The 23,716-nt window shown below is 71.0% G+C and carries 18 protein-coding genes; 12 read left to right on the top strand and 6 right to left on the bottom strand.

Features of this window, described 5'->3' with window-relative positions; translation table 11 throughout:
* The first annotated feature begins 236 nt into the window (after positions 1-236).
* From ACH4SI_RS38165 to ACH4SI_RS38145, 5 genes are all read left to right on the top strand, one after another.
* Entirely contained in the window at positions 237-2,333 is a 2,097-nt protein-coding gene (locus ACH4SI_RS38165; RefSeq protein WP_398304225.1) for an ATP-binding protein, read from the top strand.
* A gap of 6 nt (positions 2,334-2,339) precedes the next feature.
* A complete protein-coding gene (locus ACH4SI_RS38160; protein WP_398304222.1) occupies positions 2,340-3,929 on the top strand; it encodes an ABC transporter substrate-binding protein in 1,590 nt (529 codons plus the stop codon).
* Positions 3,930-4,079: 150 nt separating this feature from the next.
* Positions 4,080-4,307, top strand: a complete 228-nt coding sequence (locus tag ACH4SI_RS38155; RefSeq protein ID WP_398304220.1) for a hypothetical protein — start codon at positions 4,080-4,082, stop codon at positions 4,305-4,307.
* A gap of 61 nt (positions 4,308-4,368) precedes the next feature.
* A complete protein-coding gene (locus ACH4SI_RS38150; protein ID WP_398304217.1) occupies positions 4,369-4,881 on the top strand; it encodes an RNA polymerase sigma factor in 513 nt (170 codons plus the stop codon).
* The gene (locus tag ACH4SI_RS38145; RefSeq protein ID WP_398304214.1) at positions 4,878-5,543 is read left to right on the top strand and encodes a hypothetical protein; all 666 of its coding nucleotides are present in this window, start codon (positions 4,878-4,880) and stop codon (positions 5,541-5,543) included. The genes ACH4SI_RS38150 and ACH4SI_RS38145 overlap by 4 nt, the downstream gene beginning before the upstream one ends.
* Here the strand turns inward: ACH4SI_RS38145 and ACH4SI_RS38140 are convergent.
* Positions 5,540-5,950, bottom strand: a complete 411-nt coding sequence (locus tag ACH4SI_RS38140) for a Fur family transcriptional regulator (protein ID WP_398304211.1) — start codon at positions 5,948-5,950, stop codon at positions 5,540-5,542. The genes ACH4SI_RS38145 and ACH4SI_RS38140 overlap by 4 nt on opposite strands.
* Positions 5,951-6,197: 247 nt before the next feature.
* On the opposite strand from ACH4SI_RS38140, the gene katG reads away from it, so the two are divergent.
* The 7 genes from katG to ACH4SI_RS38105 all read left to right on the top strand — a co-directional run bounded on the left by katG (position 6,198) and on the right by ACH4SI_RS38105 (position 17,705).
* Positions 6,198-8,417: a catalase/peroxidase HPI gene (gene katG / locus ACH4SI_RS38135; RefSeq protein ID WP_398304208.1), complete on the top strand. Its 2,220-nt coding sequence runs from the start codon at positions 6,198-6,200 to the stop codon at positions 8,415-8,417.
* 76 nt (positions 8,418-8,493) lie between these two features.
* Complete coding sequence (locus tag ACH4SI_RS38130; protein ID WP_398304205.1) at positions 8,494-9,672, top strand: phytanoyl-CoA dioxygenase family protein; 1,179 nt, start codon at positions 8,494-8,496, stop codon at positions 9,670-9,672.
* Between the two features lie 17 nt (positions 9,673-9,689).
* Positions 9,690-10,451: an SDR family oxidoreductase gene (locus ACH4SI_RS38125; protein WP_398304202.1), complete on the top strand. Its 762-nt coding sequence runs from the start codon at positions 9,690-9,692 to the stop codon at positions 10,449-10,451.
* A 32-nt stretch (positions 10,452-10,483) separates the two neighbouring features.
* Positions 10,484-11,488: a Gfo/Idh/MocA family oxidoreductase gene (locus tag ACH4SI_RS38120; RefSeq protein WP_398304199.1), complete on the top strand. Its 1,005-nt coding sequence runs from the start codon at positions 10,484-10,486 to the stop codon at positions 11,486-11,488.
* 695 nt (positions 11,489-12,183) lie between these two features.
* Positions 12,184-13,227 (top strand): enoyl-CoA hydratase/isomerase family protein, encoded by a 1,044-nt coding sequence (locus ACH4SI_RS38115; protein ID WP_398304196.1) that lies wholly within the window; start codon positions 12,184-12,186, stop codon positions 13,225-13,227.
* Positions 13,228-13,233: 6 nt separating this feature from the next.
* Complete coding sequence (locus tag ACH4SI_RS38110) at positions 13,234-14,010, top strand: SDR family NAD(P)-dependent oxidoreductase (protein ID WP_398304193.1); 777 nt, start codon at positions 13,234-13,236, stop codon at positions 14,008-14,010.
* Positions 14,011-14,693: 683 nt separating this feature from the next.
* Positions 14,694-17,705, top strand: coding sequence for an ATP-binding protein (locus tag ACH4SI_RS38105; RefSeq protein ID WP_398304190.1), 3,012 nt, complete (start codon positions 14,694-14,696; stop codon positions 17,703-17,705).
* A 98-nt stretch (positions 17,706-17,803) separates the two neighbouring features.
* Here ACH4SI_RS38105 and ACH4SI_RS38100 read toward each other — a convergent pair whose 3' ends face one another.
* From ACH4SI_RS38100 to ACH4SI_RS38080, 5 genes are all read right to left on the bottom strand, one after another.
* Positions 17,804-20,542 (bottom strand): discoidin domain-containing protein, encoded by a 2,739-nt coding sequence (locus tag ACH4SI_RS38100; RefSeq protein WP_398304188.1) that lies wholly within the window; start codon positions 20,540-20,542, stop codon positions 17,804-17,806.
* Positions 20,543-20,583: 41 nt separating this feature from the next.
* On the bottom strand, positions 20,584-21,921 hold the full coding sequence (locus ACH4SI_RS38095) for an MFS transporter (RefSeq protein WP_398304186.1): 1,338 nt from the start codon (positions 21,919-21,921) through the stop codon (positions 20,584-20,586).
* Between the two features lie 63 nt (positions 21,922-21,984).
* Positions 21,985-22,995 (bottom strand): 3-oxoacyl-[acyl-carrier-protein] synthase III C-terminal domain-containing protein, encoded by a 1,011-nt coding sequence (locus tag ACH4SI_RS38090; RefSeq protein WP_398304184.1) that lies wholly within the window; start codon positions 22,993-22,995, stop codon positions 21,985-21,987.
* 114 nt (positions 22,996-23,109) lie between these two features.
* Positions 23,110-23,496: a 3-aminobutyryl-CoA ammonia lyase gene (locus ACH4SI_RS38085; protein ID WP_398304483.1), complete on the bottom strand. Its 387-nt coding sequence runs from the start codon at positions 23,494-23,496 to the stop codon at positions 23,110-23,112.
* Between the two features lie 17 nt (positions 23,497-23,513).
* A partial coding sequence (locus ACH4SI_RS38080) for a hypothetical protein (RefSeq protein WP_398304182.1) occupies positions 23,514-23,716 on the bottom strand: 203 nt, incomplete at its 5' end.

Below are 23,716 nucleotides of genomic sequence, written 5' to 3'. Positions count from 1 at the left end.
CCGTGTTGGTGTTCGACACAGAAGGGCACCTCTGTTCGATCCGAGGCCCCATCGGCCGCCACCGCGTACCCGATCCCGTCTTCACCTGGTGCGATGCTCCCGTGACGGGTAAATTCTCTGCTTACAGGCGTAGTTGGTACGGATGTCAGCGGCTGATGTCTCGGGGGAGCGGTGCCGCCCGCCTCCTGAGTTGTGGCCGCCGGCAGCGTTGAGCGACGGAGGCGGGACGCAGCCAGATGCGCGTATCGGAAGGGTCACAGCTCTATGGCCGGGACCCCCTGCTGCGCTCGCTCGTTCCCCGGCTCACGGGCCTGACCCTCGACGAGAGATCCCGTACGCCCCGGGAACACCAGGGCGATCTCCCCGTGGTGCTGGTGACGGGATACCACGGCATCGGGCGCAGCGTCGTCCTCGCGGAACTGGCCGCGCGCTACCGCGACCGGCTGCCGCTCGCCCACGTCCGGGTCGTGGCCACCGAAACCGTCGCCTTCCCGACCGCCCCGGCCGGCGGCGCGGCTCCCACCGCCTCCACCCTGGTCGAGATCCTGGCCGAGCTGGTGTGCGGGCTCGCACCCGGACTGCGCCGCCGCTTTCCCGTTCTGGTGCCCGGTCTGTTCGCCGTCTCCGGCTGGCACCACGGCAACGCCGAGCAGCGGGACGCGGCGTGTCTCCGGTTCGCCCGGTTGCTGCTCGCCTGCCGCCTCACCGTCGGGGACGAGAGCACGCTGCGGCACGCCTGGGCCACCGCCGTCGAAGGCCGCCTGGAGGTCCGTGACGCGGAGACCGGCGCGGAGCCCTCGGACTACGTGGAACCTGACCGTTGGGGCCGGCCGGACCAGGAGGCGGTCACCGCAGCCGTGGTGGCCGAGTACGCCGAACGGCACCAGCCGGCCGCGGCCGAGGAGTGGTACCGGCGGCGCTTCCCCCGGGGCGCGGAGGGCCAGGACCCTCTGGTCCTGCTCGGGCAGTGGTTCCAGCAGGGCGGCGACTACCGGCACGCGGCGGAGCAGAGCCTGATGGCCGCCTTCCTGCACGACGTGGCCGCCTCTTACGGCAGGCTGCAGCGGTGGAACCGGGAGCCCTGGCCGCTCATCCTGCTCGACGACACCCACCATCCTCCCGGGCAGGACTTCCTCGATCTGCTCCTGGAGCACCGGGCGATGCCCGAACGCCCCGACCACGAGGAGCTGGTCGTCGTGGCCACCCGGCTCGGCGGCCTGCCGGAGGACGCGTCCGCCGCGGTCCGCCGCAACCTCCCCGACCTGGTGAAGTCCTCCGGCTGGGAGCGCAAGGGCCTCAGCCCCTCCGCAGGGCTGCTCGCCGTCCCCCTCACCCCGCTGAGCCGGGACGACATCCTGCCCCTCCTGGTGCCGGACCGGCCCGCCCGGCCGCTCCACCCCTATCTGGCCTCCGCCGTGCACTCCCTCACCGGCGGGCATCCCGCGGTGACCACCGTGCTGTGCGCGGCGGTGCTGGACGCCACCGCGAAGGGCGCCGGCGTGGGCCCGCGGGACCTTCTCCACCTGCGTGCCAAGGACGGGCGCCCGGTCACCGAAGCACTCCTGGAGCGGCTGCTTCCGAACCGGCGCCAGCGCGACCGGCTGACCCTCCTCTCGCTCGCCCGCGACAGCACCGCGGCCGAGGCGCTGGCCGACCATCTGCGTCTGCAGGGCCCCGATCAGCTGCCCGCCAACTCCGCCACCGACTACCTCGAAGAGCAGCAGTGGCAGCAGCTCACCCCGCCGGATGAGCCGCTGGTCGCCGACCCCCTGCTGCGCACCCTGCTCGTACAGGAGGCGCGCCGTACCTCGCAGGCGGGCGAGGACGGCCGTGGCTGGCAGGACATCCACCGTTTCCTGCGGATGCACCACGCGCAGCGCGGCGAGAGCGGGGAGGCGGACGCCCTGCGGCACACGCTCGCCGCCGGGAACGCCGAGGCCGTGGTGGCCATGCTGGCCGAGGAGTTCCAGTCGGAGCAGGACGAACAGGCCGCCGCGCACTGGCTGCGGTGTCTGCAGTACGCCGCCACCGCACCCACCCCGCCCGCCGGGGAGTGGACCGACGAACGTATGCAGGTCGCCCTCGGCGCGCACGACGGCCGGTATGCGGGACTGCACGAGATCGAGCGTTGCGTCAACCGGCTGCTGCACGCCCTGTGGCATGTGTCCGAACCGCACGCCGAACCGGACCCCGACATGTGCAAGGCCGTCGGCGAAGAGCTGGCCTACCTCTCACCCCGGCACCCTTCCTGGCACGCCGTCCTGGGCCAGGCCGCCCGCAGCTGGCCTGCGGCGGCGCGGAAGAAGCGCCCCTTCCCCATCACCGGTCAGTGAGGAAGCATGCTGCTGCGTCTGTTCCGTCGTCATCCCCGCGAGTGGGGTCCGGTCGAATGGCTGGCCGTCTTCGGACTCGGTGTCCTGACCGCTGTCACGATCACCGTCCTCGTCAGCATGGCGCGGGGCCCCGGCAGGTGCGGTGACGATCTGCGGGACATCGGCGGGGACTGCATAGGCGTCACCGCGAACGCCTTCGAGGCGGATCCGGGTGTCAAGAGCCTCATCAAGGCGGTGGCGGACGAGAACGCCCGGGTGAAGCAGAACGGCGAGTCCCCGTCGAGCGGCCCCGAGATCCCGTACGTGCGCATCGCGCTGATGATGCCCTTCACCGCGGACGAGCACAGCGCCATGACGACGGACATGATCCGCCGGGGCCTCGCCGGTGCCCTCGCCGCGCAGCGGCAGGCCAACCGCTACGGCGGCCCGCACTACCAGCTGCTGCTCGCTCCCGACGGCCGCAACCTCGACCAGTGGGAACCCGTCGTCACGCGCCTCGCCGAACTGTCCAAGGACACCCGCGCGCCGCTGGTCGGTGTGACCGGCATCCCCAGCAGCACGGCGGAGACGCGCAGAGCCATCGCCGCGCTCAGCAAGCACCGCATCCCCACCGTCGGCCCCGTCATCACCGCGGCCACCATGAACTCCCCGTACTTCTTCAAGACCGCGGCCAACAACGACCAGTTCGCCCGCGCCCTGGTCCGCTATCTGAAGGAGAAGCCGGGGAAGCACCAGGGCTTCCTGGTCTGGGACGACCGCGGTGAGGACGTCTACTCACGCAATCTGCGCAGCGTCTTCGAACGGCACTTCGGCAAGGAGTACGGCCTGGCCCACCACAACTCGAACTTCATCGGCACCTCGGGCACCGGCAAGGGCATCCCCCAGCGGTTCACCGACGCCGTGCAGAAGATCTGCAACGAGAAGTCCGACACCGTCTTCTTCGCCGGCCGCGACCAGGACCTGCCCGCGTTCATCGAGCGCCTGGCCCAGGAGGGCGACTGCGGCCGCACCACGAAGCTGCGCATCCTCAAGGTGGGCATCGGCCTGGAACCCACCCTCACCGCCCCCGCGCCCACCCAGCGGCTGGACGACGCCCACGCCACGATAATCGACGCGTCCTGCGTCGACCCCGCCTGGTGGAACGGAAAGAACAAGCCCAAGAAGGCACTCGGCAGCTTCCTCGACCGCTTCTACGAGCTGACGAGGCAGCACAAGCAGCTCGGCACCAAGCCACTCGACGACGGCTACGCCGTCATGTACCACGACGCCTTCGCTCTCCTGGCCAACGCCGTGGACCGCACCTACACCGAGTTCAACGAGAGCGGCAAGTCCCCGAAGTCCCCGCGCATGCCCATGAAGGAGGACGTCTACAACACCCTCAACTACCCGAGCATCTCCGGCGGCTCCTGCGATTCCTGTCTGATCGGCGCGGGAGGCACCTACGGCTTCGAGGGCCCGGGAAAGAACGACCAGTGGGCCGTCTGCAAGCCGGTCCCCGTCGTCGAGTACCCGCCCTCCACCCGCACCGCCGACCAGAGCGCGCCGACCCTCTACCGCACCTACCGCAACGGCCCCGAGGATCCCTGCCCTTCCTGACCACCTCCGGCGTGGTGGCCAGCGCCGGAACGCGGCAAAATCGGGCTTCTCGCGATCTCGATGTCACACATTGCGGGCCGAAGTGCACTCCTAAAGGTCCGCCGACGATGCAATGGGGCACCGTCGATCGAGGGAGTTGTGAGGAGCCGCATGGAGATCGCGGTCGCGGCAGCCGTGGGAACGGTCTGCGCCGCGGGAGCACGCCTGCTGTACGCCTGGATAGGCAGTCGTGCCCACGTTCGGCTGGCCCGGCTGCGTCAGCAGGGCATCAGCGAGCGCGTGCGTGCGCTGCCACCGGGCAGCACGCTGAGCGAAGCCCATCACGGCGACAGCATCCGGGTCCGGGTCGGTCCGCCGACGGGAGGAGCGCGTGGATAGCCGCACGAGCCATACCGTCCGCGCCCTGCCCGTGTCCCTTCCCGGCCAACGTGGTGTCTCCGTGCCTGCCCATCAAGACGAGGCGCTCCGTGAGAGCTTCTCCCGCTACTACGAGCAGCACATGGCGTCCCTGATCAGGTTCGTCATGCGCTACGGGGCCAGTCCGCATGAGGCGGCCGATGCCGCGCAGGCCGCCTTCATCGAGGGCTTCCGCGTATGGCATCTGATCGAGTCCCCCGGCGCGTGGCTGCGCAAGGTGGCCTTCCGTCAGTACCTGCGGCAGGCCCCGCGCCCGCAGGAGGAACTCACCGCCGAGGTGCCCGACCGGCCGGCCTTCTCGTGCCCGCTGGACAGAGTCGTGCTCGCCGACGAGGAGAAGCAGGTCTACGAGGCCCTGGCCCAGCTGCCCATGAGGCAGCGTCAGGTGATGGCCTGGCGCCTCGACGGCTACTCGACGAACGAGATCGCGGAGACGCTGGACATGCAACCGAACGCGGTCCGGCAGAACGTCGCCCGCGCCCGTGCCCTGCTGAAGGACATCTTGGGCCTGACATCCGCTGGAGGTGCGAAATGACCCATCCGGACACGGCACTCGACGCTCTCCTCGCCGCGGCAGACGCTGCCGTACTGGATACCGTGAGCGCCAACCTCGACACCGACCGCGGCGCCGCCCTGGCGCACTGGCACGCGGTCCCGACCGAAGACGTACCGCTGCCCAGCCAGCCCGACCTGTACGCGGCCTACCGCGACATCCACATCGACGGGGCCGTCACCATCCGCACGCCGGGGACGGAGGCCGGGACGGGCGCCACCGAGTCCTCCGAGGCAGCGGCCGACCGGCCCCCCACGTTCGCCGAGCTGCTCGCGGACGCCTACCAGGACACCACGCTGCTGGCACAGCTCCTCCCGGCCGGCAGCGTCTCCAGCGGCACCTGCCTGCTGCGACATCAGCTCGATGCCAGGATCACCTACTACCACAACCGGCTCGTCGCGTCCGGCCCGTACACCGGCCAGGGCCTGACCGGGACCGCCGCGATGCACTTCACGCTCGCGGTGTGGGGCAGCGCGCGCCGCATCCGGCGGAGGCTGGGGCAGGGCCGGGAGGACGACGTGCTGCCCCCGGGGGCCGTCCTGCACGCCATCTCGCTGTGCACGTCGGTCATCGACGCGATGGAGACCATCCGGGACAGCCTCTCGGCCCGATTCGGCATAGGAGTCACCGCGGCGATGACTTAGGCGCAGGCCGGGCACAGCCCCCGGTAGGTCACCTCGGCCCCGGACACCGTGAACCCGAACCGCTCATCCGCGGGGAGGGCGGCCAGTGGATCACCGGTGGGGTGGACGTCGCGGATGGTGCCGCAGCCGGAGCACACCAGGTGCTGGTGGGGGTGGTGGGCGTTGGGGTCGTAGCGCTTGGCGCGGCCGTCGGTGGAGACCTCGATGACCTCACGGAGGGAGACCAGCTCGCCCAGGGTGTTGTAGACGGTCGCCCGGGAGATCTCGGGCAGCCGCTCTGCCGCGCGGGCGTGCACCTCGTCGGCGGTGAGGTGCACATGGTCCCCGTCGAGGACCTCCGCGACGACACGCCGCTGGGAGGTCATCCGCCAGCCACGCCCTCGCAGTCGCCGCAGCAGGTCACTCATACAGGCTCACCTATTCACGTTCGGTGGGATGCCCCGATGGTACCCAGAGGCGTCCGGGACTCTGATGTGATCTGGGTTTGGCGTGCTTATTGACTTAGATCCTGTCCATCGTAGGATCGGTTCCGGCGATAGCCAAGGGACAGGAAGACTCCAATTCGGCAGAGGCGGAGACGTGGGGCCTGCGCCCCGACTGTTCCACCGCCCGCAGTTCCTGGGCACCTGATCCGCCCGGTCCGGAAGGATTCCCATGTCTGAGAACCATGAAGCAATCGTCGTAGACGCGAAGACGGAGGGCGAAGGCGGTGGCTGCCCGGTCGCGCACGGGCGCGCCCCGCACCCGACGCAGGGCGGCGGAAACCGCCAGTGGTGGCCGGATCGGCTCAACCTGAAGATCCTCGCCAAGAACCCCGCAGTGGCCGACCCCCTCGGCGAGGACTTCGACTACGCCGAGGCGTTCAACAGCCTCGACCTCGCGGCCGTGAAGCAGGACATCGCCGAGGTGCTGACCAGCTCGCAGGACTGGTGGCCGGCGGACTTCGGCCACTACGGCCCGTTCATGATCCGTATGGCCTGGCACAGCGCGGGCACCTACCGGATCAGCGACGGCCGCGGCGGTGGCGGTACGGGCCAGCAGCGCTTCGCCCCCCTCAACAGCTGGCCGGACAACGGGAACCTCGACAAGGCCCGCCGTCTGCTGTGGCCGGTCAAGAAGAAGTACGGCCAGAGCCTGTCGTGGGCCGACCTGATGATCCTCACCGGCAACGTCGCCCTGGAGTCGATGGGTCTCGACACCTTCGGCTTCGGCGGCGGCCGCGCGGACGTCTGGGAGCCCGAGGACGACGTGTACTGGGGCCCCGAGACCACCTGGCTCGGCGACGAGCGCTACACCGGCGACCGCGAGCTGGAGAACCCCCTCGGCGCGGTGCAGATGGGCCTCATCTACGTCAACCCGGAGGGCCCCAACGGCAACCCGGACCCGCTCGCCGCGGCGCGCGACATCCGTGAGACGTTCCGCCGGATGGCGATGAACGACGAGGAGACGGTCGCCCTGATCGCGGGCGGTCACACCTTCGGCAAGACCCACGGCGCGGGCCCGGCGGAGAGCGTCGGCGCCGACCCCGAGGCCGCCACCTTGGAGGAGCAGGGCCTGGGCTGGAAGAACAGCTACGGCACCGGCAAGGGCGCGGACGCCATCACCTCGGGTCTGGAGGTCACCTGGACCACGACCCCGACCCAGTGGAGCAACGGGTTCTTCAAGAACCTCTTCGAGTACGAGTACGAGCTGACCCAGAGCCCGGCCGGCGCCAACCAGTGGGTGGCCAAGGACGCCCCGGAGATCGTCCCGGACGCGCACGACCCGTCGAAGAAGCACCGTCCGCAGATGCTCACCACCGACCTGTCGCTGCGGTTCGACCCGATCTACGGACCGATCTCCCGCCGGTTCTACGAGAACCCGGAGGAGTTCGCGGACGCCTTCGCGCGGGCCTGGTACAAGCTGACCCACCGCGACATGGGTCCGAAGTCGCTCTTCCTCGGCCCGGAGGTCCCGGAGGAGACCCTGCTGTGGCAGGACCCGCTGCCGGAGGCCGAAGGCGAGGTCATCGGTGCCGAGGACATCGCGGCCCTCAAGGCCAAGCTGCTCGACTCGGGCCTGACCGTCTCGCAGCTCGTCGGCACCGCGTGGGCGTCGGCCTCGACCTACCGCGGCAGCGACAAGCGCGGCGGCGCCAACGGCGCGCGCATCCGCCTGGAGCCGCAGCGCGGCTGGGAGGTCAACAACCCCGACGAGCTGGCGACGGTACTGCGCGTCCTCGAAAGCATCCAGCGGGAGTTCAACGCCGGTGCCAAGAAGGTGTCCCTGGCCGACCTGATCGTGCTGGGCGGCTCGGCGGCCGTGGAGAAGGCGGCCAAGGACGCCGGCCACGACGTCGAGGTGCCCTTCACCCCGGGCCGTGTCGACGCGACCGAGGAGCACACCGACGCCGAGTCGTTCGCCGCGCTGGAGCCGACCGCGGACGGGTTCCGCAACTACCTCGGGAAGGGCAACCGGCTCCCGGCCGAGTACCTGCTGATCGACCGGGCGAACCTGCTGACCCTGAGCGCCCCCGAGATGACGGTCCTCGTCGGTGGCCTGCGCGTCCTGGGCGCCAACCACGCCCAGTCCTCGCACGGCGTCCTGACCGACGCGCCGGGCACGCTGACCAACGACTTCTTCGTCAACCTGCTCGACATGGGCACGCAGTGGAAGTCGACGTCCGAGGCCCAGGACACCTTCGAGGGCCGCGACGCCGCCACCGGCGAGGTCAAGTGGACGGGCACCCGTGCCGACCTCGTCTTCGGGTCGAACTCCGAGCTGCGCGCGCTCGCGGAGGTCTACGCGAGCGATGACGCGAAGAAGAAGTTCGTGAACGACTTCGTCAAGGCGTGGACCAAGGTGATGAACCTCGACCGGTTCGACCTCGCCTGAGCAGCCCTGACCCCTTGAGCGTCCAGGCCGGCCCGCACGGGCCGGCCTGGACGTCTTTCCGGCGAAAGGACCCAGGATGTCCTCCACCGACGCGGCAACACGGACGTGGCTGTCCGAGGACGACTGCGACCTCGACGCGTTCCGTGTCCTGGTCGAGCAGGGCACCGACCCGGGCGCCCACCCCTCGGCCGAGCGGATCGAGCACGACGTCCCGCTGTACGACAGCGACCGGCTCCGCGGTCTCGCGGCCACCCCGGAGGGGCGCCGGGCGGTACAGGACGAGCTGGTGCGGGCCCTGCTGGACGGTCCGGGGGTGGTGGTGCTGCGGCGCGCGTACCCGGATCCCGCCGTCGTGGACCTCGCGTCCGGCGCGTTCAACGCGCTGATCGAGGAGGAGCGCGCGCGGGGCGGTGCCCGCGGTGACCACTTCGCCAAGCCGGGCGCCAACGACCGGGTGTGGAACGCGCTGGGCAAGATGGCCGTGCGCGCGCCGGAGGCGTTCGCGGACTACTACGCCAACGACATGCTGGAGCTGGTCGCCGAGGCGTGGCTGGGCCCCGCGTACCAAGTCACCTCGCAGGTCAACGTGGTCAACCCGGGTGGCGCCGCGCAGAGTGTGCACCGCGACTACCACCTGGGCTTCCTCCCTCAGGCGCGGGCGGCCGCGTACCCGGCGCACGTCCACCGGCTGTCGCCCGTCCTGACCCTGCAGGGCGCGGTGGCGCACTGCGACATGCCGGTCGAGTCGGGGCCGACGCTGTACCTGCCGCATTCGCAGAAGTACGAGCCCGGCTATCTGGCCTGGCAGCTGCCGGAGTTCATCGAGTACTTCGAGCAGCACCACGTCCAGCTCCCGCTGGAGAAGGGCGACGCGGTGTTCTTCAACCCCGCGCTGTTCCACGCCGCCGGACACAACCGCTCGGCCGGCATCAAGCGCATGGCCAATCTGCTCCAGATCTCCTCCGCCTTCGGCCGCGCGATGGAGAGCGTGGACCGCCAGGCGATGGCGAACGCGCTCTTCCCGGTGCTGCTGCGCCGCAAGGCCGAGGGCGTTCCCGAGGAGTGGCTGCGCCGGGTGGTCGCCGCCACGGCCGAGGGCTACGCCTTCCCCACCGATCTGGACCTCGACCCGCCGGTCGGCGGGCTCGCTCCGCCCTCCCAGGCGGACACCCTTTGGCAGGCCGTGGCCGAGGGCTGGGCCCCGGAGCGGCTGCGTCAGGAACTGCGCGCGGGCGCCGAGCGCCGCCAGAGCTGAAGGGGGATGCGCACCTCATGGGACTGCTCGAGGACAAGATCCTCCTTGTCAACGGCGGCAGCCAGGGCGTGGGCGCGGGGATCGTGCGGGCGGCCGTGCGCGAAGGCGCGTCGGTCGTCTTCACCGGACGCCGGGCCGAGGTCGGCGAGAGGCTCGCCGCGGACACGGGAGCCCGCTTCATCCGCGCGGACCTGGCGGCCCCGGAGCAGGCGCGCGAGAGCGTCGTACGAACCGTGGACACACACGGGCGCATCGACTGCCTGGTCAACGCGGCCGGGCTGACCTCGCGCGGCTCGCTGCTGGACACCACGCCGGAGCTGTTCGACGCGCATATGGCAATCAACCTGCGCGGTCCGTTCTTCGCGATGCAGGCGGCGGTGGCCGACATGACGGCACGCGAGGAGCCGGGGACCATCGTCAACATCCTCTCCAACTGCGCGCACGGCGGACCGCCGCACCTGGCGCCGTACTCCGCCGCGAAGGCAGGGCTGGCGGGTGCGACCCGCAACGCGGCCTACGCCCACCGCTGGGACCGCATCCGCATCAACGGCCTCAACATCGGCTGGACGGACACCGAGGGCGAGGACGCGACCCAACGCGCCTTCCACGGTGCGGGCGACGACTGGCGGGAGAAGGCCGCCGCGGCGCAGCCGATGGGAAAGCTGGGCCAGGCCGACGAGATCGCGGACTTCGTGGTCTTCCTGCTCTCCGACCGCAGCGGTGTGGTCACCGGGTCGGTCATCGACTGGGACCAGAACGTCATCGGCGGGTTCGACTGAACGGCCCCGTGGGCTGAAGGAGCACGATTGTCATGCGTATAGGCATCATGGGGCTGGGCCGCATCGGCGCGTTCCACGCACAGACTCTGTCCGGACTCGACACGGTGGACTCCCTGATGGTCACCGACCCGGTGGCCGCCGCCACCGCCCTGGCCACGGAACGCTGGGGCGCCACCGCGGTGGACTCTCCCGAGGCCGTGTTCGCCGCCGGCGTCGACGGCGTCGTGATCGCCGCCGCGACCGACGTCCACCCGGAGCTGATCCTCGCCGCGGTCGAGGCGGGTGTGCCCGCGTTCTGCGAGAAGCCCGTGGCCCGCGGGATCGGGGAGGGCGTGGAGGTGTTGCGCGCGGTCGAGGGCAGCGGCGCCGAGGTGCACATCGGGTTCAACCGGCGCTTCGACGCGGGCTGCGTGGCCGCGCGCGGGGCCGTGGTGAGCGGTGAGCTGGGGCCGCTGCACACCGTGCGGTCCACCACGCTGGACCCCGCCCCTCCCCCGGCCGCGTACGTCGCGGTCTCCGGTGGCATCTTCCGGGACTGCGGTGTGCACGACTTCGACATCGTGCGCTGGGTGACGGGGCGCGAGGTCACCGAGGTGTACGCGACCGGCGGCAACCGGGGTGCGGAGTACATCCGTGCGGCGGGCGACGTCGACACGGCGTCCGCGCTGCTCACCCTCGACGACGGCACCATCGCCGTCGTCTCCAACTCCCGCCACAACGCCCGCGGTTACGATGTGCGCCTGGAGCTGCACGGCATGACGGACAGCATCGCGGTCGGACTGGAGGACAGGCTGCCGCTGCGTTCCGTCGAACCGGGTGCCACCTTCCCGGCCGGGCCCCCGCACGACTTCTTCATGGACCGCTTCGCCGACGCCTACCGCGCCGAACTCACCGCCTTCACCGAGGTCGTGGCAGGCACCCGGACCTCGCCCTGCACGGTGGCGGACGCCATCGAGGCGAGCTGGATCGCCGAGGCCTGTGCCCTGTCGCTGCGCGAGCACCGGCCCGTACGGCTCGAAGAGGTGCGTAAGGCATGACGGAGGCTTCCACTATCCACCCCATCCCGTCACCCGGCGGATGCTCGCCCCCTGGGCCGGTGGCGCGACCGGTACCGCCCGCTGCCACGTGGCGTATCACGAGTGGCGCATGAGCTGCCGGATCGTGGGGACACGCGGCGAGGCGGCGGCGGTGTACTTCGTCCAGCCGCATCTTGACGACCGGGTCGTGGTGCGTACGGCCCCCGGTGAGCGCGTCGAGCAACTCGGCCGCCGATTGTGGCGGGCGCCGAGGGCCTCGGCGGCCCGCAGGAGGTCCCGGCGCACCGCGTCCGAGGCGGCAGCCGCTGTCCGTCGGTCCACCAGTCCACGAGGAACTCCAGCTCCACGTGGACGAGTGCGTTGCCCTCGAAGAGCGACCGGATGCCCGCGAGTCCGTATACGCGCTCGGCCTCCATCAGGTCCGCGTACAGCAGCCCGAAGCCCCTGAACCCGGCGGCGCTCACCGCCTCCACCCGCTCCCCCAGCGTCAGCGGGCTGCGCTCGTCGTCCCGCCCGGGTGCGGCGTCACCGGCCGTGGTCCAGCAGGTGGCAAGCAGATCCTCGGTGGTCACAGGAGTCCTTCCGGCGGGGCGCGTCGGCGTTCAGGAGACCAGCCTGGGCCGGGCCCGATGTCGTGGGCGGTGACCACCGTGTCTACCGTGAGGACCCTGCCGACCGAATTCCGAAAGGCGCTCATGACGACTGTGGAGACCTCGGTGCGCGAGGGGGTGGCGCATCTGGTGCTGAGCCGCGCGTCCGCGCTCAACGCACTCGACACCGATACCGTGCTGGCCATGCGCGACGCGCTGGACCGGTGGCGCGGCGACCCCGATATCCGCGCGGTCGTCGTCCGCAGCGGCACGCCACGGGCGTTCTGCGCGGGAGGGGACATCCGGGCGATCCGTGAGGCGGCGCTGCGTGGCGACTTCGCCGCGACGACGCGTTTCTTCCGCGAGGAGTACGCCCTGAACCAGGAGATCGCCGAGTACCCCAAGCCGTATCTGGCGCTGATCGACGGGGTCGCCATGGGCGGCGGCCTCGGCATCTCCGTGCACGGTGCGGTGCGCGTGGCCACCGAGCGGTCGGTGTTCGCGATGCCGGAAACCCTCATCGGCTTCTTCCCCGATATCGGCGCCTGCCACTTCCTGCCCCGGCTCGGCGGGGCGCTCGGCCGTTACCTCGGGCTCACCGGCGCCCGTCTGTCCGGGGCCGACGCGGTCAAGGCGGGACTCGCGACCCACTTCGTGTCCTCCGCGGATCTGCCCGAGTTCACCGCCGCGCTGGACACGGCCGAACCGGACGACGCGCTCGCCAAGTACGCCCGTACCGCGCCGCCGTCCGACCTGGACGACATCGGCGACCGTATCGCCACCGCGTTCGCGCCCGGCTCGCTGTCCGACGTGACCGGCCGCCTCCGGGCGGACGGTTCGGCATGGGCGGAGACGGCGCTCGGCTCACTCGCGGCCGCCTCACCGCTGAGCCTCGCGCTGACCGACGAGATGCTGCGCCTGGGCGGGCGGGACAGTCTCGCCCAGTGCCTCCGGCGGGACCTGGCGGTCGCGTCCCGGCTCGTCCGCGAGCCGGACTTCGCCGAGGGTGTCCGTGCCAAGCTGGTGGACAAGACCGGGGACGCGCGCTGGTCGTTCCCATCCACCGAGGCGGTTCCCCACGACCGGATCCCCGCACTGCTCGGGGACTGGCGTGGTGTCGCTTCGTACCTACCACCGCAGCGGGAGTGATGTGCCGTGTCCGGCCCTTTGAGCAGGGGTGTGCTGGTCACCGGGGCGTCCCGGGGTATCGGCCGGGCGGTCGCGCGGGCGTTCGCGGAACGTGGCGACCGGGTGGCCGTGCACTACGGGGCACGGGCGGCGGACGCCGAGGAGACCCGGGCGGCGCTGCCGGGCGAGGGACATGTGGTCATCGGTGGCGACCTCGGTGATCCGGTCGCGGCGCAGCGGATCGCGGACACCGCCGAGGAGGCCCTGGGCGGGGTCGACGTACTGGTCAACAACGCCGCCGTGGCCACGTCGGAGGGCAATGCGCACCGGGTGGCCGACGTGTCGTACGCGGAGTGGCAGCAGGTCTGGCGGCAGATGGTCGATGTCAATCTGCTCGGGGCGGCGCACTTGAGTTACTGCGTGGCGCGGCACCTCATCGACCGTGGTGTGCCCGGTCGGATCGTGCACATCGGCTCGCGCGGGGCGTTCCGCGGTGAGCCGGATCATCCGGCCTACGGGGCGAGCAAGGCGGCGCTGCACGCGCTCGGTCAGTCGCTGGCGGTCGCGCTGGCGCCGCATGGGATCGCGGTCACCTCGGTGGCGCCCGGGTTCACCGCCACCGAACGGGTGGCGGGGCGGCTGACCGGGGAGTCGGGGGACGCGTTGCGGGGGCAGAGTCCGTTCGGCAGGGTCGGCACGCCGGAGGAGGTCGCGGCCGCGGTGGTGTATCTGGCGTCGGCGGAGGCCACGTGGGCGTCGGGGACGGTCCTGGATCTCAACGGGGCGTCGCATCTGCGGCTGTGAGCGGGACCGTGCGCGGGACGGAGAAGGCGGGCAGGTGTCCACGATGGACGGGGCCGAACCGCGCCCGGGCCTGGTCACCGACACCGATGAGCTGCCCCGTGGCGCGGCATGGACCAGGTGTGCCGGGTATCGCGGCCCAGGCCCTCTGCGAGCGGGGGCCGCACACCAGGTTTCACGGTGAGATATGCCACACCGCGCCTGCCGAATTCCGGCGCGGCTCAGTTCGGGGGGAATCGCCCGCCGCGCGAGCTGTGTCTATCGACCTGCGCGGACGAGGTTTCGACACGAGCCCTCCACAGGAAGACACAACAGGAAGGGCGGCCACTCCTTCGGCGAATGCCGACCAGGCCGGGCGCCGCAGCGAGCGCCTGCCCGCCAAAGGCCTTCTTGATTCCCCATAGACCCCTCATTATCTTGGATAAATCAGGGGAGGTGCATTTGACCGATGCTGACTTGCCCTTGGCCACAACAACCACTCTGGCCAGGCCATTCGACGAATGCGGCACTGACGGCAAGGTGCACCTTCGAAGCGCTGCACTCCCTACTGACCGGCCGTTCCGAGAATTGCGGTGGCACTGAACGGCAGATGTTCACGTAGTTGTTACAGCGGTGAATCGCTTTCGACCCGTGCGGTGTGCATCCATCACCCGTGTCCTGCCGAGCAGGCCCGACCGAATTCCCGCATGGCCGTACATCGAAATACTAGGGACCACACTAGACTTTCAAGAAAGGATCTACCCTTGCTCACCCCCCTCACGAACACGGTTTCAGCGGAGAAGTCTTGCCCGGTACCGCATTCGCCCGCCACCGCAGCTCTTCAGTACGAGCTTCTCGACCGACGGGAAGAACTCGCCGTCTTAGGAAGACTCACCGAGCGTTTACCCGACCGTGTCAGTTCGGTGGTATGCATCGAGGGTGCGGGAGGCATCGGCAAGACCTCGCTGCTGAACGCCTGGATCGCCGCTGCGCGCGACCGTGGTCTGCTGGTGGCGCGTGTGTGTGGCAGCGAGTCGCAAGAAGGCCGGCCATGGTCGGCGGCACGGCGGTTGTTCGACTCCCTTCTCGCCGCGCTCTCCGAATCGGACCGGCGCGCTCTGCAGGAGAGCCCGGCGGCCCAGGCCCTGTCCGCCCTGTCCACCCCGCCCGGTGAGGAGGGCCGGGCGTGCGGGGACCAGGCCGAGGTGTCGTGCCAGATGAGCGAGATCCTGTACGAGTTGGTCGTCAACGCCTGCGAGATGAGCCCACTGGCCCTCGTCCTGGATGACGCCACCTGGGCCGATCAGGCGTCGCTCCGCTGGATGCACTCCCTGGCGGGCCGCATCGACGGCCTTCCGCTCATGCTGGTGACGACCCGGCGGTGCGGTAACGGACAGGAAGCCGCGCCGCTGCTGGACGAACTCGCTCTCCAGCCGGGCGTCATCACCCTGGAACTCTCCCCGCTCAGCCCCGGCAGCGTGCGCCGGCTCGTCCAGGACCGGATGGACAGACACGCCGACGAGCAGTTCTGCGCGGCATGCCACGAGGCATGCGGGGGTAATCCCCTGCTGCTCAACGAGTTGCTGCGGGTCCTGGTGAAGAACGGGGTGCGACCGTGCGCGGCTCAGGCCGGCCGCGTGGCCGAACTCAACGAACACGTAACGGAAAAGACCATCGCCATACGCCTGGCCCGGCAGTCCAAAGCGGTCATGGCGATGAGCCGGGCGCTGGCGGTACTCGGTGACGGTACACAGCTTCCCGTCGTGGCCGCGCTGGCCGGGCTCGATCCCTTCCGTGCGCAGGAGGCGGTGCGGGAGATGCGCTGCATGGGCGTCCTGACCGAGGAGGAGCACCCACGCTTCACCCAGCCGCTGATACGGTCCGCCCTCTTCCGTGCCATGGCTCCGGGGAAGCTGGCCGAGGAGCACATGCGCGCGGCCCGGCTGCTGCGCGACCACGGCGAATGCAGTGAGGAGGTCGCCCGCCACCTGATGCTCACCCAGCCCACCGGAGACGAGTGGCGCATCGCGGTGCTACGAGACGCGGCGCGGAGGGCCGCGGCCCGCGGCGCCCCGGCCATTTCGGCCCGCTACCTGCGGCAAGCCCTGACGGAGGCCCCGGCCCCGCAGGTGGAGGTGTGCCTTCGGGCGGAACTCGCGACGATCGAGTTGCTGGACAATCCCACGGCTTCCGTCTACCACTTCCACCAGGAACTGCTGCTGCGTCAGGACACCCCCGGGCGGGCCGCCGCGGTCAGCGGGCTGGCCGCGGCGTTGTGCACCACCCGGCGCACCCAGGAGGCGGTGACGGCGCTGCGGCAGGGACTGGCCGAGCTCGGGGAGTCGCCCGAGCACGGCGAGTGGCGGTTGCGGCTGGAAGCGCAATTGGTCCTGGCCTCGTGGCAGGACGGCTCCTCCGCGTCGATCGGCACGGAGTTGGTGAAGGCGCGGTCGAGTCGTCGCGTGCGCGGCGACACCCCCGGCGAGCGGGCTTGGCTGGCGGTGTGCGCCCTGCACGCTCACGCGGGTCACGGCACCGCCGAGCACGCGCGTTCCCTGGCCGGCCGCGCCCTGCGGGGCGGGATGGAGCTCGACGGGGCCATGCTGTGGTTCTACCCGCCCCTCCTCCTCGCCCTCGTCGCCACCGACCACCCGGAGATGGCGGCCGGCTGGCTCCAGCGGATGGCCGACCACGCCGCCCGGCGTGGCTCGGGGCGCCTGTCCGCCCTGGCGAGCCTCGGGCTGGGCACGGTGGCCTGGCACTCCGGTCGTGTGCGGGAGGGGCTCGGCCACGCGCGTGACCTGCTCGACGTGGTCGGGCGGGAAACCCCGGAACGTCCCGCCCTACCGTCGTTCGCGGTCGTGGCCAACCTGCTGCTGGACCTGGGGGCCGCCGACATCGCGCACGACATCCTGCAGACACACCCGACCGACAGCCTCGTCAGCGATGCCTGGGCCAGGTCCGCCTATCTGCTCGCCCACGGGCGACTGCGGCTGGAGCAAGGTGATCCAGGTGCCGCCCTGGCATCCCTGCTGGAGTGCGGCCGGTACCAGGAGGCCGGCCCTGTGATCATTCCGGCGATCACTCGGTGGCGCTCCTACGCCGCGCTGGCGTATGCCGCCACCGGCGACCGGGCCTCGGCGATCGACATGGCCGAGCGCGATCTGGAGCTGTCGCGCAGGTGGGGCACCCACAAGGCGATCGGCGTCAGCCTCCGCACCCTGGGCACGGTCACCGGCGGCAAGCGGGGACTCGAGCTCCTCTCCCAAGCCGTCGACATGCTGGAGCACTCACCGGCGCGGGTGGAACTCGCCTACACGCTGAACGAGTTCGGCGCCGCCTGCCAGCGCCTCGCACGACGGGACGCGGCACGATCCTCCCTGCAACGGGCGCTGGTGGTGGCGGAGGAGTGCTCCGCGAGCTGCCTGGCCGACCGCGTCCGCGGCACTCTGCCACTGGTCGGAGGCAGACTTCGGGCGGACAAGGCATCGGATGCGCGGCGGCTCACCCCCAGCGAGCGCCGGGTGGCGGAGCTGGCCGCCCAGGGCCGCAGCAACCGCGAGATCTCCGAGGCCCTCTTCGTCACCCGGCGCACCGTCGAGATCCATCTGACCAGTGCCTATCGCAAGCTGGGGATCTCCGGCAGGCCGGAACTCGCCTTTGCACTGGCCCAGTCGGCCACCCCGGCCCGGCAGGACCGTGCGCTGCCGGTGCCCTGACGGCCACCCGGGCCGTAGGGATTTCCCCTGGCGACGCGCCGCGCGGCACCCGGGCCCCAGCCGCAGGGCGCGGCTGGGGCCCGGGTTCCGTGCGTCCGTCACCGGTCGCCGGGCGGCCGGTCCGCGGACGTTTGGCTTACCGTCAGCTCCGCCAGGCCGGGAGGGTCACCACTGTCGGCCGCCTTGAGCGTGAGCCGTACGTAGCGGACGAGCGCGGGGTGCCGGAGCACGCCGGATGAGGCGGAGTTCTCCGCCGGACTCCACTGCCGGCCGTCGGCCGAGACCTGCACGGTGGACGACGCGGGCGCGGTGGATGTCCACTCCGGCGAGATACGGGTCACCCGGCGTGCGCCTCCCAGGTCGACGGTGAGGCTGCCGGCCGCCTCGGCCGGGACCCAGGCCGTGGCGGCGCTGCCGTCCACCGCCGCCCGGGCGTCCATGCCCGGCTGTCCGGAGGTGGCCGTCGCCGTCGCGCACCGGGCGACGTTGGTCGTGGCCTCGAGGTCCGGGCGCCGGGTCTCCAGCACGGCCGGGGCGGCCGTGGCGACCGTCCGGGTGCCCTCGGCGGTCTCGACCTCGAACGGTCTGCCACCGGTCAGCCGAACGGTCGTGCGGTGGGGACCTATGGCGACATCGAACGTGCGGCCCCGCCAGTGGAGCGCCTTCAGACGCACCCCGTCCTTCATCTGCGGGGGGAGCACCGGATCCAGCCGCACTCGGTCGTCCCCCCACCGCAGACCGGCCAGGCCGTAGGTGAACGTCTGAAGGAAGCCGCCCGCCCCGGTGAGGAAGTTGTGCGCGGGGGCGCCCGCCAGTGGGTCGTCCGCTCCGGCCTTGGCGCCACGCGCCTCGGAGAACTGGTGGAAGGGCCCACGGACGAACGGTTCGATCGAGCGCATCAGGTAGGTGTACGTCGAGCATCCCGGATCGCCGATGTCCGCGGCGTCGATCGCGTGGATCGCGTCCGTCATCGCGGGGCCTTCCGGATCGGTGCGCACGGCGTAGTAGTCCAAGGTGCGGGCCGCCTGCTCGCGGGTCATGGGCCACCGCAGCGGGTACATCAGCATGGCGGTGTCCGCCTGCTTGATCTTCGAGCCGTCGTAGCCCGCGTACTGCTCGAAGACCTGCCGCTCGCTGTCGTACGGAATACGCAGCCGGTCGGCGATCCGTGTCCAGTCGGCGGGCGGGTCGTGTCCGAGCACTCGCGCCGCACGGGTCGCGTCGCGCAGCGCCGTGGCCGCGCCGGCGTTGGTGAAGGACCCGTCGGTGACGCCGTTGCTGTACTCGTCGGGGCCGGCCACGTTCTCGATCGAGTAGCTGCCGTCGGCGTTTCCGGTGACCCGTCCGGTCCAGAACTCGGCGATGCCCTTCAGTACCGGCCACCCGCGTTTCCGCAGCCAGTCGCGGTCGCCGGTCGCCTGGTAGTACTGCCAGACGGCCATGGCGATATCGCTCTGGAGGTGGATCTGCATGAGGCAGTGCGGCGGCGGGCCCCAGCTATGACACTCTTCGAGGTCGCCCTGGCCGCCACTGGTCCACGAGTAGAACAGACCGGGATAGCCGAGTCGCTCGGCATTGGCGCGGGCCGCCGTGCGGGTGCGGTAGCGGTAGTCCACGATGGATCTGGCCAGCCGCGGCTGGTTCGCGAGCAGCGCGGGGAACATCCAGGTGTCGGCGTCCCAGAACACCTGGCCCGCGTAGTTGTCGCTGGTCAGTCCGGTCGGTGCGACGCTGTTGCCGGAGCCGGCGCGGACGTTGGACAGCATCCCGTACTCCGAGGAGCGGATCCATGCCTGGAGGGCAGGCTGCCCGGCGACCGCGATGTCGCCGCGCCAGAGCGCGGCCCAAGCCGCCGTGTGGGTGGCGAAGAGGGCCGGCCAGCCCCGCTCCGCGGCCCGCCGGGAGGCCGCCACCGCCGCCCGGAGCGGCGCGTCAGCGGTCAAGGCGGTGTCGACGCCGACGTACTTGGTGAGCGTGTACGTGTGCGCGCCGCGAACCGGGAAGCCGACGGATTGACGATTGGTCAGGCTTCGGTCCGTCCCGGCCGGGCGGGTGTCGCGCGGGTGTACGCCGGGGCCGGGGGTGAGGGTGGAGGCGATGGCCCCGCGGGTCCCGGTGCCGTCGGAGCGGAATCCCACGGTCATGGTGCGGCCGGGCTCGCGCCCGCCGCCGGTCGCCGACAGCATCCGGGCACCGCGGCCGTCGATGAGGTCGGTGACGGTGGCGTCACCGCTCCAATGCGGGGTCATCCGCACCCGTACCGCGGCCGTGTGCTCCCGGTCGCGGGCGGCGAACACCTCGTAGACCAGGTCGGTGGCGCGCCCGTCGGCCGTGGTCCAGGTCAGCGAGGTACGGACCAGGCCGCACCGCAGGAGGACGGTCTGCCGGTAGTGGGAGATCCGGTCGGCCGGAGTCTCCGAGGTGAAGGCTTCGGCACCGACCCCGACGGTCAGCCCGGTCCAGGTGGGAAGGGCGGCGATGACCTGCCGGTCGTCGGTGGTCGCCGGGTTGTGGGCGTACAGGCCCGAGACGTACGAGCCGTCGTAACGCGGTGTGTACAGGGGCCAGCCGGTTCGCTGCTCGCCGGCCCAGTACCCGGTGCCGTTGGGGGGAATGCGCTGTCCGAGGTAGCCGTTGCCCACGAAGGCGTGGTAGCTGTCCCGCGAGTCGACGGCGGTCGATGACGGCGCCCAGCCGTCCTCCGGACGCTCCCCGGAGCACGACGCGGCGGAAGGCGCCGACGGGGCCGGGGCCCGGGTGGGCAGCGCGGAGGCCGAGGTCGCGGGCAGGGCCAGGACGACCAGGAGGATCCAGCCGATCCGTAACCATCGGTGCATCCGCGCGCGGGCCGCCCGGCCGGAAGCTTGGGGCCCGGCCGTCACAGACGGACCCCGTTGCTCGAGAGGGGGTTGGACGGACGGATCGCCAGGGACATCGCCCCCGCGGCCAGGCACACCGTGGCGCCCGCGAACCAGACGATCGTGTAGCTGCCGGAATTGTCACGGATCACCCCGCCCACGGCGGTCGCGAGCGCCCCGCCGAGCTGGTGCGCGGTCCACAGCCAGCCGAAGACCACACCGGCCGACGAGCCGAAGGACTCCTGGCACAGCCGGATGGTCGGCGGCACGGTGGCGATCCAGTCCATGCCGTAGAAGATGGTGAAGACCAGCATTCCGGGCGTCACCGTGTCGGCGAACAGCCACGGCAGCATCAGCAGGGACAGCCCTCGCAGGGTGTAGTACACCAGGAGCAGGTAGCGCGAGTCGTACCGGTCCGTCAGCCAGCCCGAGAAGGTGGTCCCGACGATGTCGAAGACCCCGGCGATGCCGAGCAGCCCGGCGGCGGCCGTCGTCGTCATCCCGTGGTCGTGAGCGGCCGGGATGAAGTCGGTCTGTATGAAGCCGGACGTCGTGACACCACAGATGCCGAAGGTGCCGGCCAGCAGCCAGAAGTCCTGCGTACGGGCCGCCTTCCGCAGCACCCCGAAGGCGCTCGTGGCCGCGGGCGCCGCCTCCGGGGCCTCCGGCTCCGCGCCCGGTTCACCCTCCGGCACCTCCTCGGCTCCATAGGCGGTCAGGCCCATCTCCCGCGGGTGGTCCCGGAGCAGGAAGATGACGAAGGGCACCGCGACCAGGGAGCCCAGGGCCACCACGATCGACGCCGTGCGCCAGCTCGAGTTGTCGCTCAGCCGTCCCAGCAGCGGCAGGAAGACCAGTTGGCCGGCGGTGCTTCCGGCGGTGAGAACCCCGGAGACGATGCCGCGGCGCTTGACGAACCACCGCTCGGTGAGGGTGGCGACGAAGGCCAGGGAAATCGCGCCGCAGCCGGCTCCCACCAGCACGCCCCACAGCAGCACCAGTTGCCACGGCGCCGTCATCCACGCCGGCAGCCCGGTGCCGAGTGCGATCAGCACCAGCGCGCCGGAGAGCACACTGCGGATGCTGAGCCGTTCCATCAGCGCCGCCGCGTACGGTGCCGCCAGGCCGACGATCACCAGGTTCAGCGAGATCGCGAAGGAGATCGTGCCGTAGGACCAGCCCATCTCCTCGTGGAGCGGGGTCAGGACCACTGAAGGCAGGGAACGGAAGCCGGACGTACCGATCAGGACCAGGAACGAGACACCGGCCACGATCCAGGCCCAGTGAAGGGAACCCGCCTTGGGGCGTGGCCCGCTGCGGGGTGTTTCGGGGATCTTTTCCAGGTTTTGCACGTGCATCCTCCCACGGGAACGGGCAAGCCCGAGGTGAAATCCGGGGCGCGGCGGTTCCGCCGGACGGTGTCAGCGGTCCCCTGCGGGCGCGTGGGTGACGACCATGGCCGAGTACGTGGCGCCCAGACCGGTGGCGGTGAACAGGTAGTGCCGACCGGCCTCCAGCTGTCCGGTGTCCCGCATCGTCGTGTAATTGACCATGACGTCGGAGGCGTAGCAGTGGCTGTACAGCGGGAGGTTGTCGGTGAAGAACCGGTCGCGGTCCACGCCGAGTTCGGTGGAGACCTCGATCATCAGCGAGTTGTAGTGCACGAACCGGTGGATGTCGTCGAGTCGCAGGCCGGCTTGGGCGACCGCCTCGCGGATGACATCGCAGACCTCCGGATCGTGTGCGTTGTTGGCCCTCTCACGGGTCTCCTGGTCCATCAGGATGCCGTCGGCGAACTCGCCGCGGGTCCGGGTGACATAGGAGCGCACGCGGTCTCCCTGGCCCCCGCGGGCGACCAGGCAGGCGCTGGCGGCCTCGCCCATCACGGAACCGAGGGAGTGGTAGTCCTGGTTCAGCTTCGCGAAGGGTTTCTCGCCGGTGACGACCAGGGCGCGTGCCGCCGGGTCACCGTCCATCGCCAGCAGGGCGCCGGCCATGTCGATGGCCGCGAGCCCGATCGCGCAGTTCTGCTGGGTGAGCCCGAACGCCTGTGCGTCGTGGAGTCCGAGCGAGGTGCGCAGGACGTCGGCGGCGTCCATCGTGGAGGGGGTTACCTCCTGGGTTGCGTGTCCGTACAGCAGGTACTTCACCGTGCTCGGGTCGGTCACCTCCTTCAGCGCCGCGCGGGCGGCCGGCAGGATGAGGTCGAAGAGCGACTGTTCGGGGTCCAGCCGCATGTCGCGGACGCCGTAGACGCGCCGCAGCACTTTCATCTGAGCCCGCGTCAGCCCCAGCGGGCCGCCGACCTCCTCCAGGGAGACCGAGCGGGACGGTACGTAGGCCCCCCATGCCTCCAGGGTGGTCGGCTGGTCGTCGAGGGACCCCTGCGGCCCGTTGCCCGGCCGGGGCGTGTAAGCGGTCGAGAAGGTCACGCCGTTGTCCTCCTGTTTGTGGTCCGTACTTCCTGAAGCCGCGTATTCCTGAGTGAGCGGGCCCGGCGGCCGGGGCGTCCCGGCCGCCGAGGCGGATCCGCGCCGGGGGCCGGCTCAGGCGGTCAGCGCGCGGCGGCGAGCCTTGTGCACCGGCACCACCACGACCCCCTCCGCACGGCAGACGACCACCGGCTCGTCGAGGACCGCGGCCGTGCTGTGGCCCTCCTCGTAGCGGGCCTCGATGACCTTGCGGGCCTCCAACTCGACGACCCGGCGCAGCCGGCTTTCCTTGGTCAGCCGACCGGTCACCTCGATGAAGTCACCGGCGTGGACGGGTGCGGTGAAGGTCACCCCGGTGTAGTGGGACAGCAGCCCCTCGTCTCCGTCGGTGCGGATGGCGATCTCGGTGACGACGTCACCGAAGAGACGGAGCATCCGGGCTCCGTCCACGAGGTCGCCGCCGTAGTGCGCCTCCTCGGCTCCGATGCGCACCCGCAGCATCACCGTGCGCGGGTCGGTCAGATCAGTCGGCACTGAGTGCCCTCCTCTTCGTCAGGACGCCGCCGCGAGCCCTCGCCGTCTTCCCGGCTCAGCTGCCGACCGACCTGCCGCAGGTCCCGGCTCAGCTGCCGACCGACCTGCCGCAGGTCCCGGCGCACCTGCCCACCGACCTGCCGCAGGTTCCGGCCCAGCTGCCGACCAACATCCCGAACGTTCCGGC

This window comes from Streptomyces sp. NPDC021212 (assembly GCF_044332925.1).
Lineage (GTDB): Bacteria > Actinomycetota > Actinomycetes > Streptomycetales > Streptomycetaceae > Streptomyces.
The sequence above is the reverse complement of the archived record's forward strand: the minus strand, read 5'-3'. Positions and strand labels throughout refer to the sequence as shown.

Coding starts and splice junctions, on each gene's coding strand:
- ACH4SI_RS38125 (WP_398304202.1), top strand. CDS start 9,690: ATGGGACTGCTCGAGGACAAGATCCTCCTTGTCAACGGCGGCAGCCAG.
- ACH4SI_RS38120 (WP_398304199.1), top strand. CDS start 10,484: ATGCGTATAGGCATCATGGGGCTGGGCCGCATCGGCGCGTTCCACGCA.
- ACH4SI_RS38140 (WP_398304211.1), bottom strand. CDS start 5,950: ATGAGTGACCTGCTGCGGCGACTGCGAGGGCGTGGCTGGCGGATGACC.
- ACH4SI_RS38160 (WP_398304222.1), top strand. CDS start 2,340: ATGCTGCTGCGTCTGTTCCGTCGTCATCCCCGCGAGTGGGGTCCGGTC.
- ACH4SI_RS38085 (WP_398304483.1), bottom strand. CDS start 23,496: ATGCTGCGGGTGCGCATCGGAGCCGAGGAGGCGCACTACGGCGGCGAC.
- ACH4SI_RS38115 (WP_398304196.1), top strand. CDS start 12,184: ATGACGACTGTGGAGACCTCGGTGCGCGAGGGGGTGGCGCATCTGGTG.
- ACH4SI_RS38165 (WP_398304225.1), top strand. CDS start 237: ATGCGCGTATCGGAAGGGTCACAGCTCTATGGCCGGGACCCCCTGCTG.
- katG (WP_398304208.1), top strand. CDS start 6,198: ATGTCTGAGAACCATGAAGCAATCGTCGTAGACGCGAAGACGGAGGGC.
- ACH4SI_RS38095 (WP_398304186.1), bottom strand. CDS start 21,921: ATGCACGTGCAAAACCTGGAAAAGATCCCCGAAACACCCCGCAGCGGG.
- ACH4SI_RS38105 (WP_398304190.1), top strand. CDS start 14,694: ATGGCCGTACATCGAAATACTAGGGACCACACTAGACTTTCAAGAAAG.
- ACH4SI_RS38100 (WP_398304188.1), bottom strand. CDS start 20,542: ATGCACCGATGGTTACGGATCGGCTGGATCCTCCTGGTCGTCCTGGCC.
- ACH4SI_RS38130 (WP_398304205.1), top strand. CDS start 8,494: ATGTCCTCCACCGACGCGGCAACACGGACGTGGCTGTCCGAGGACGAC.
- ACH4SI_RS38145 (WP_398304214.1), top strand. CDS start 4,878: ATGACCCATCCGGACACGGCACTCGACGCTCTCCTCGCCGCGGCAGAC.
- ACH4SI_RS38155 (WP_398304220.1), top strand. CDS start 4,080: ATGGAGATCGCGGTCGCGGCAGCCGTGGGAACGGTCTGCGCCGCGGGA.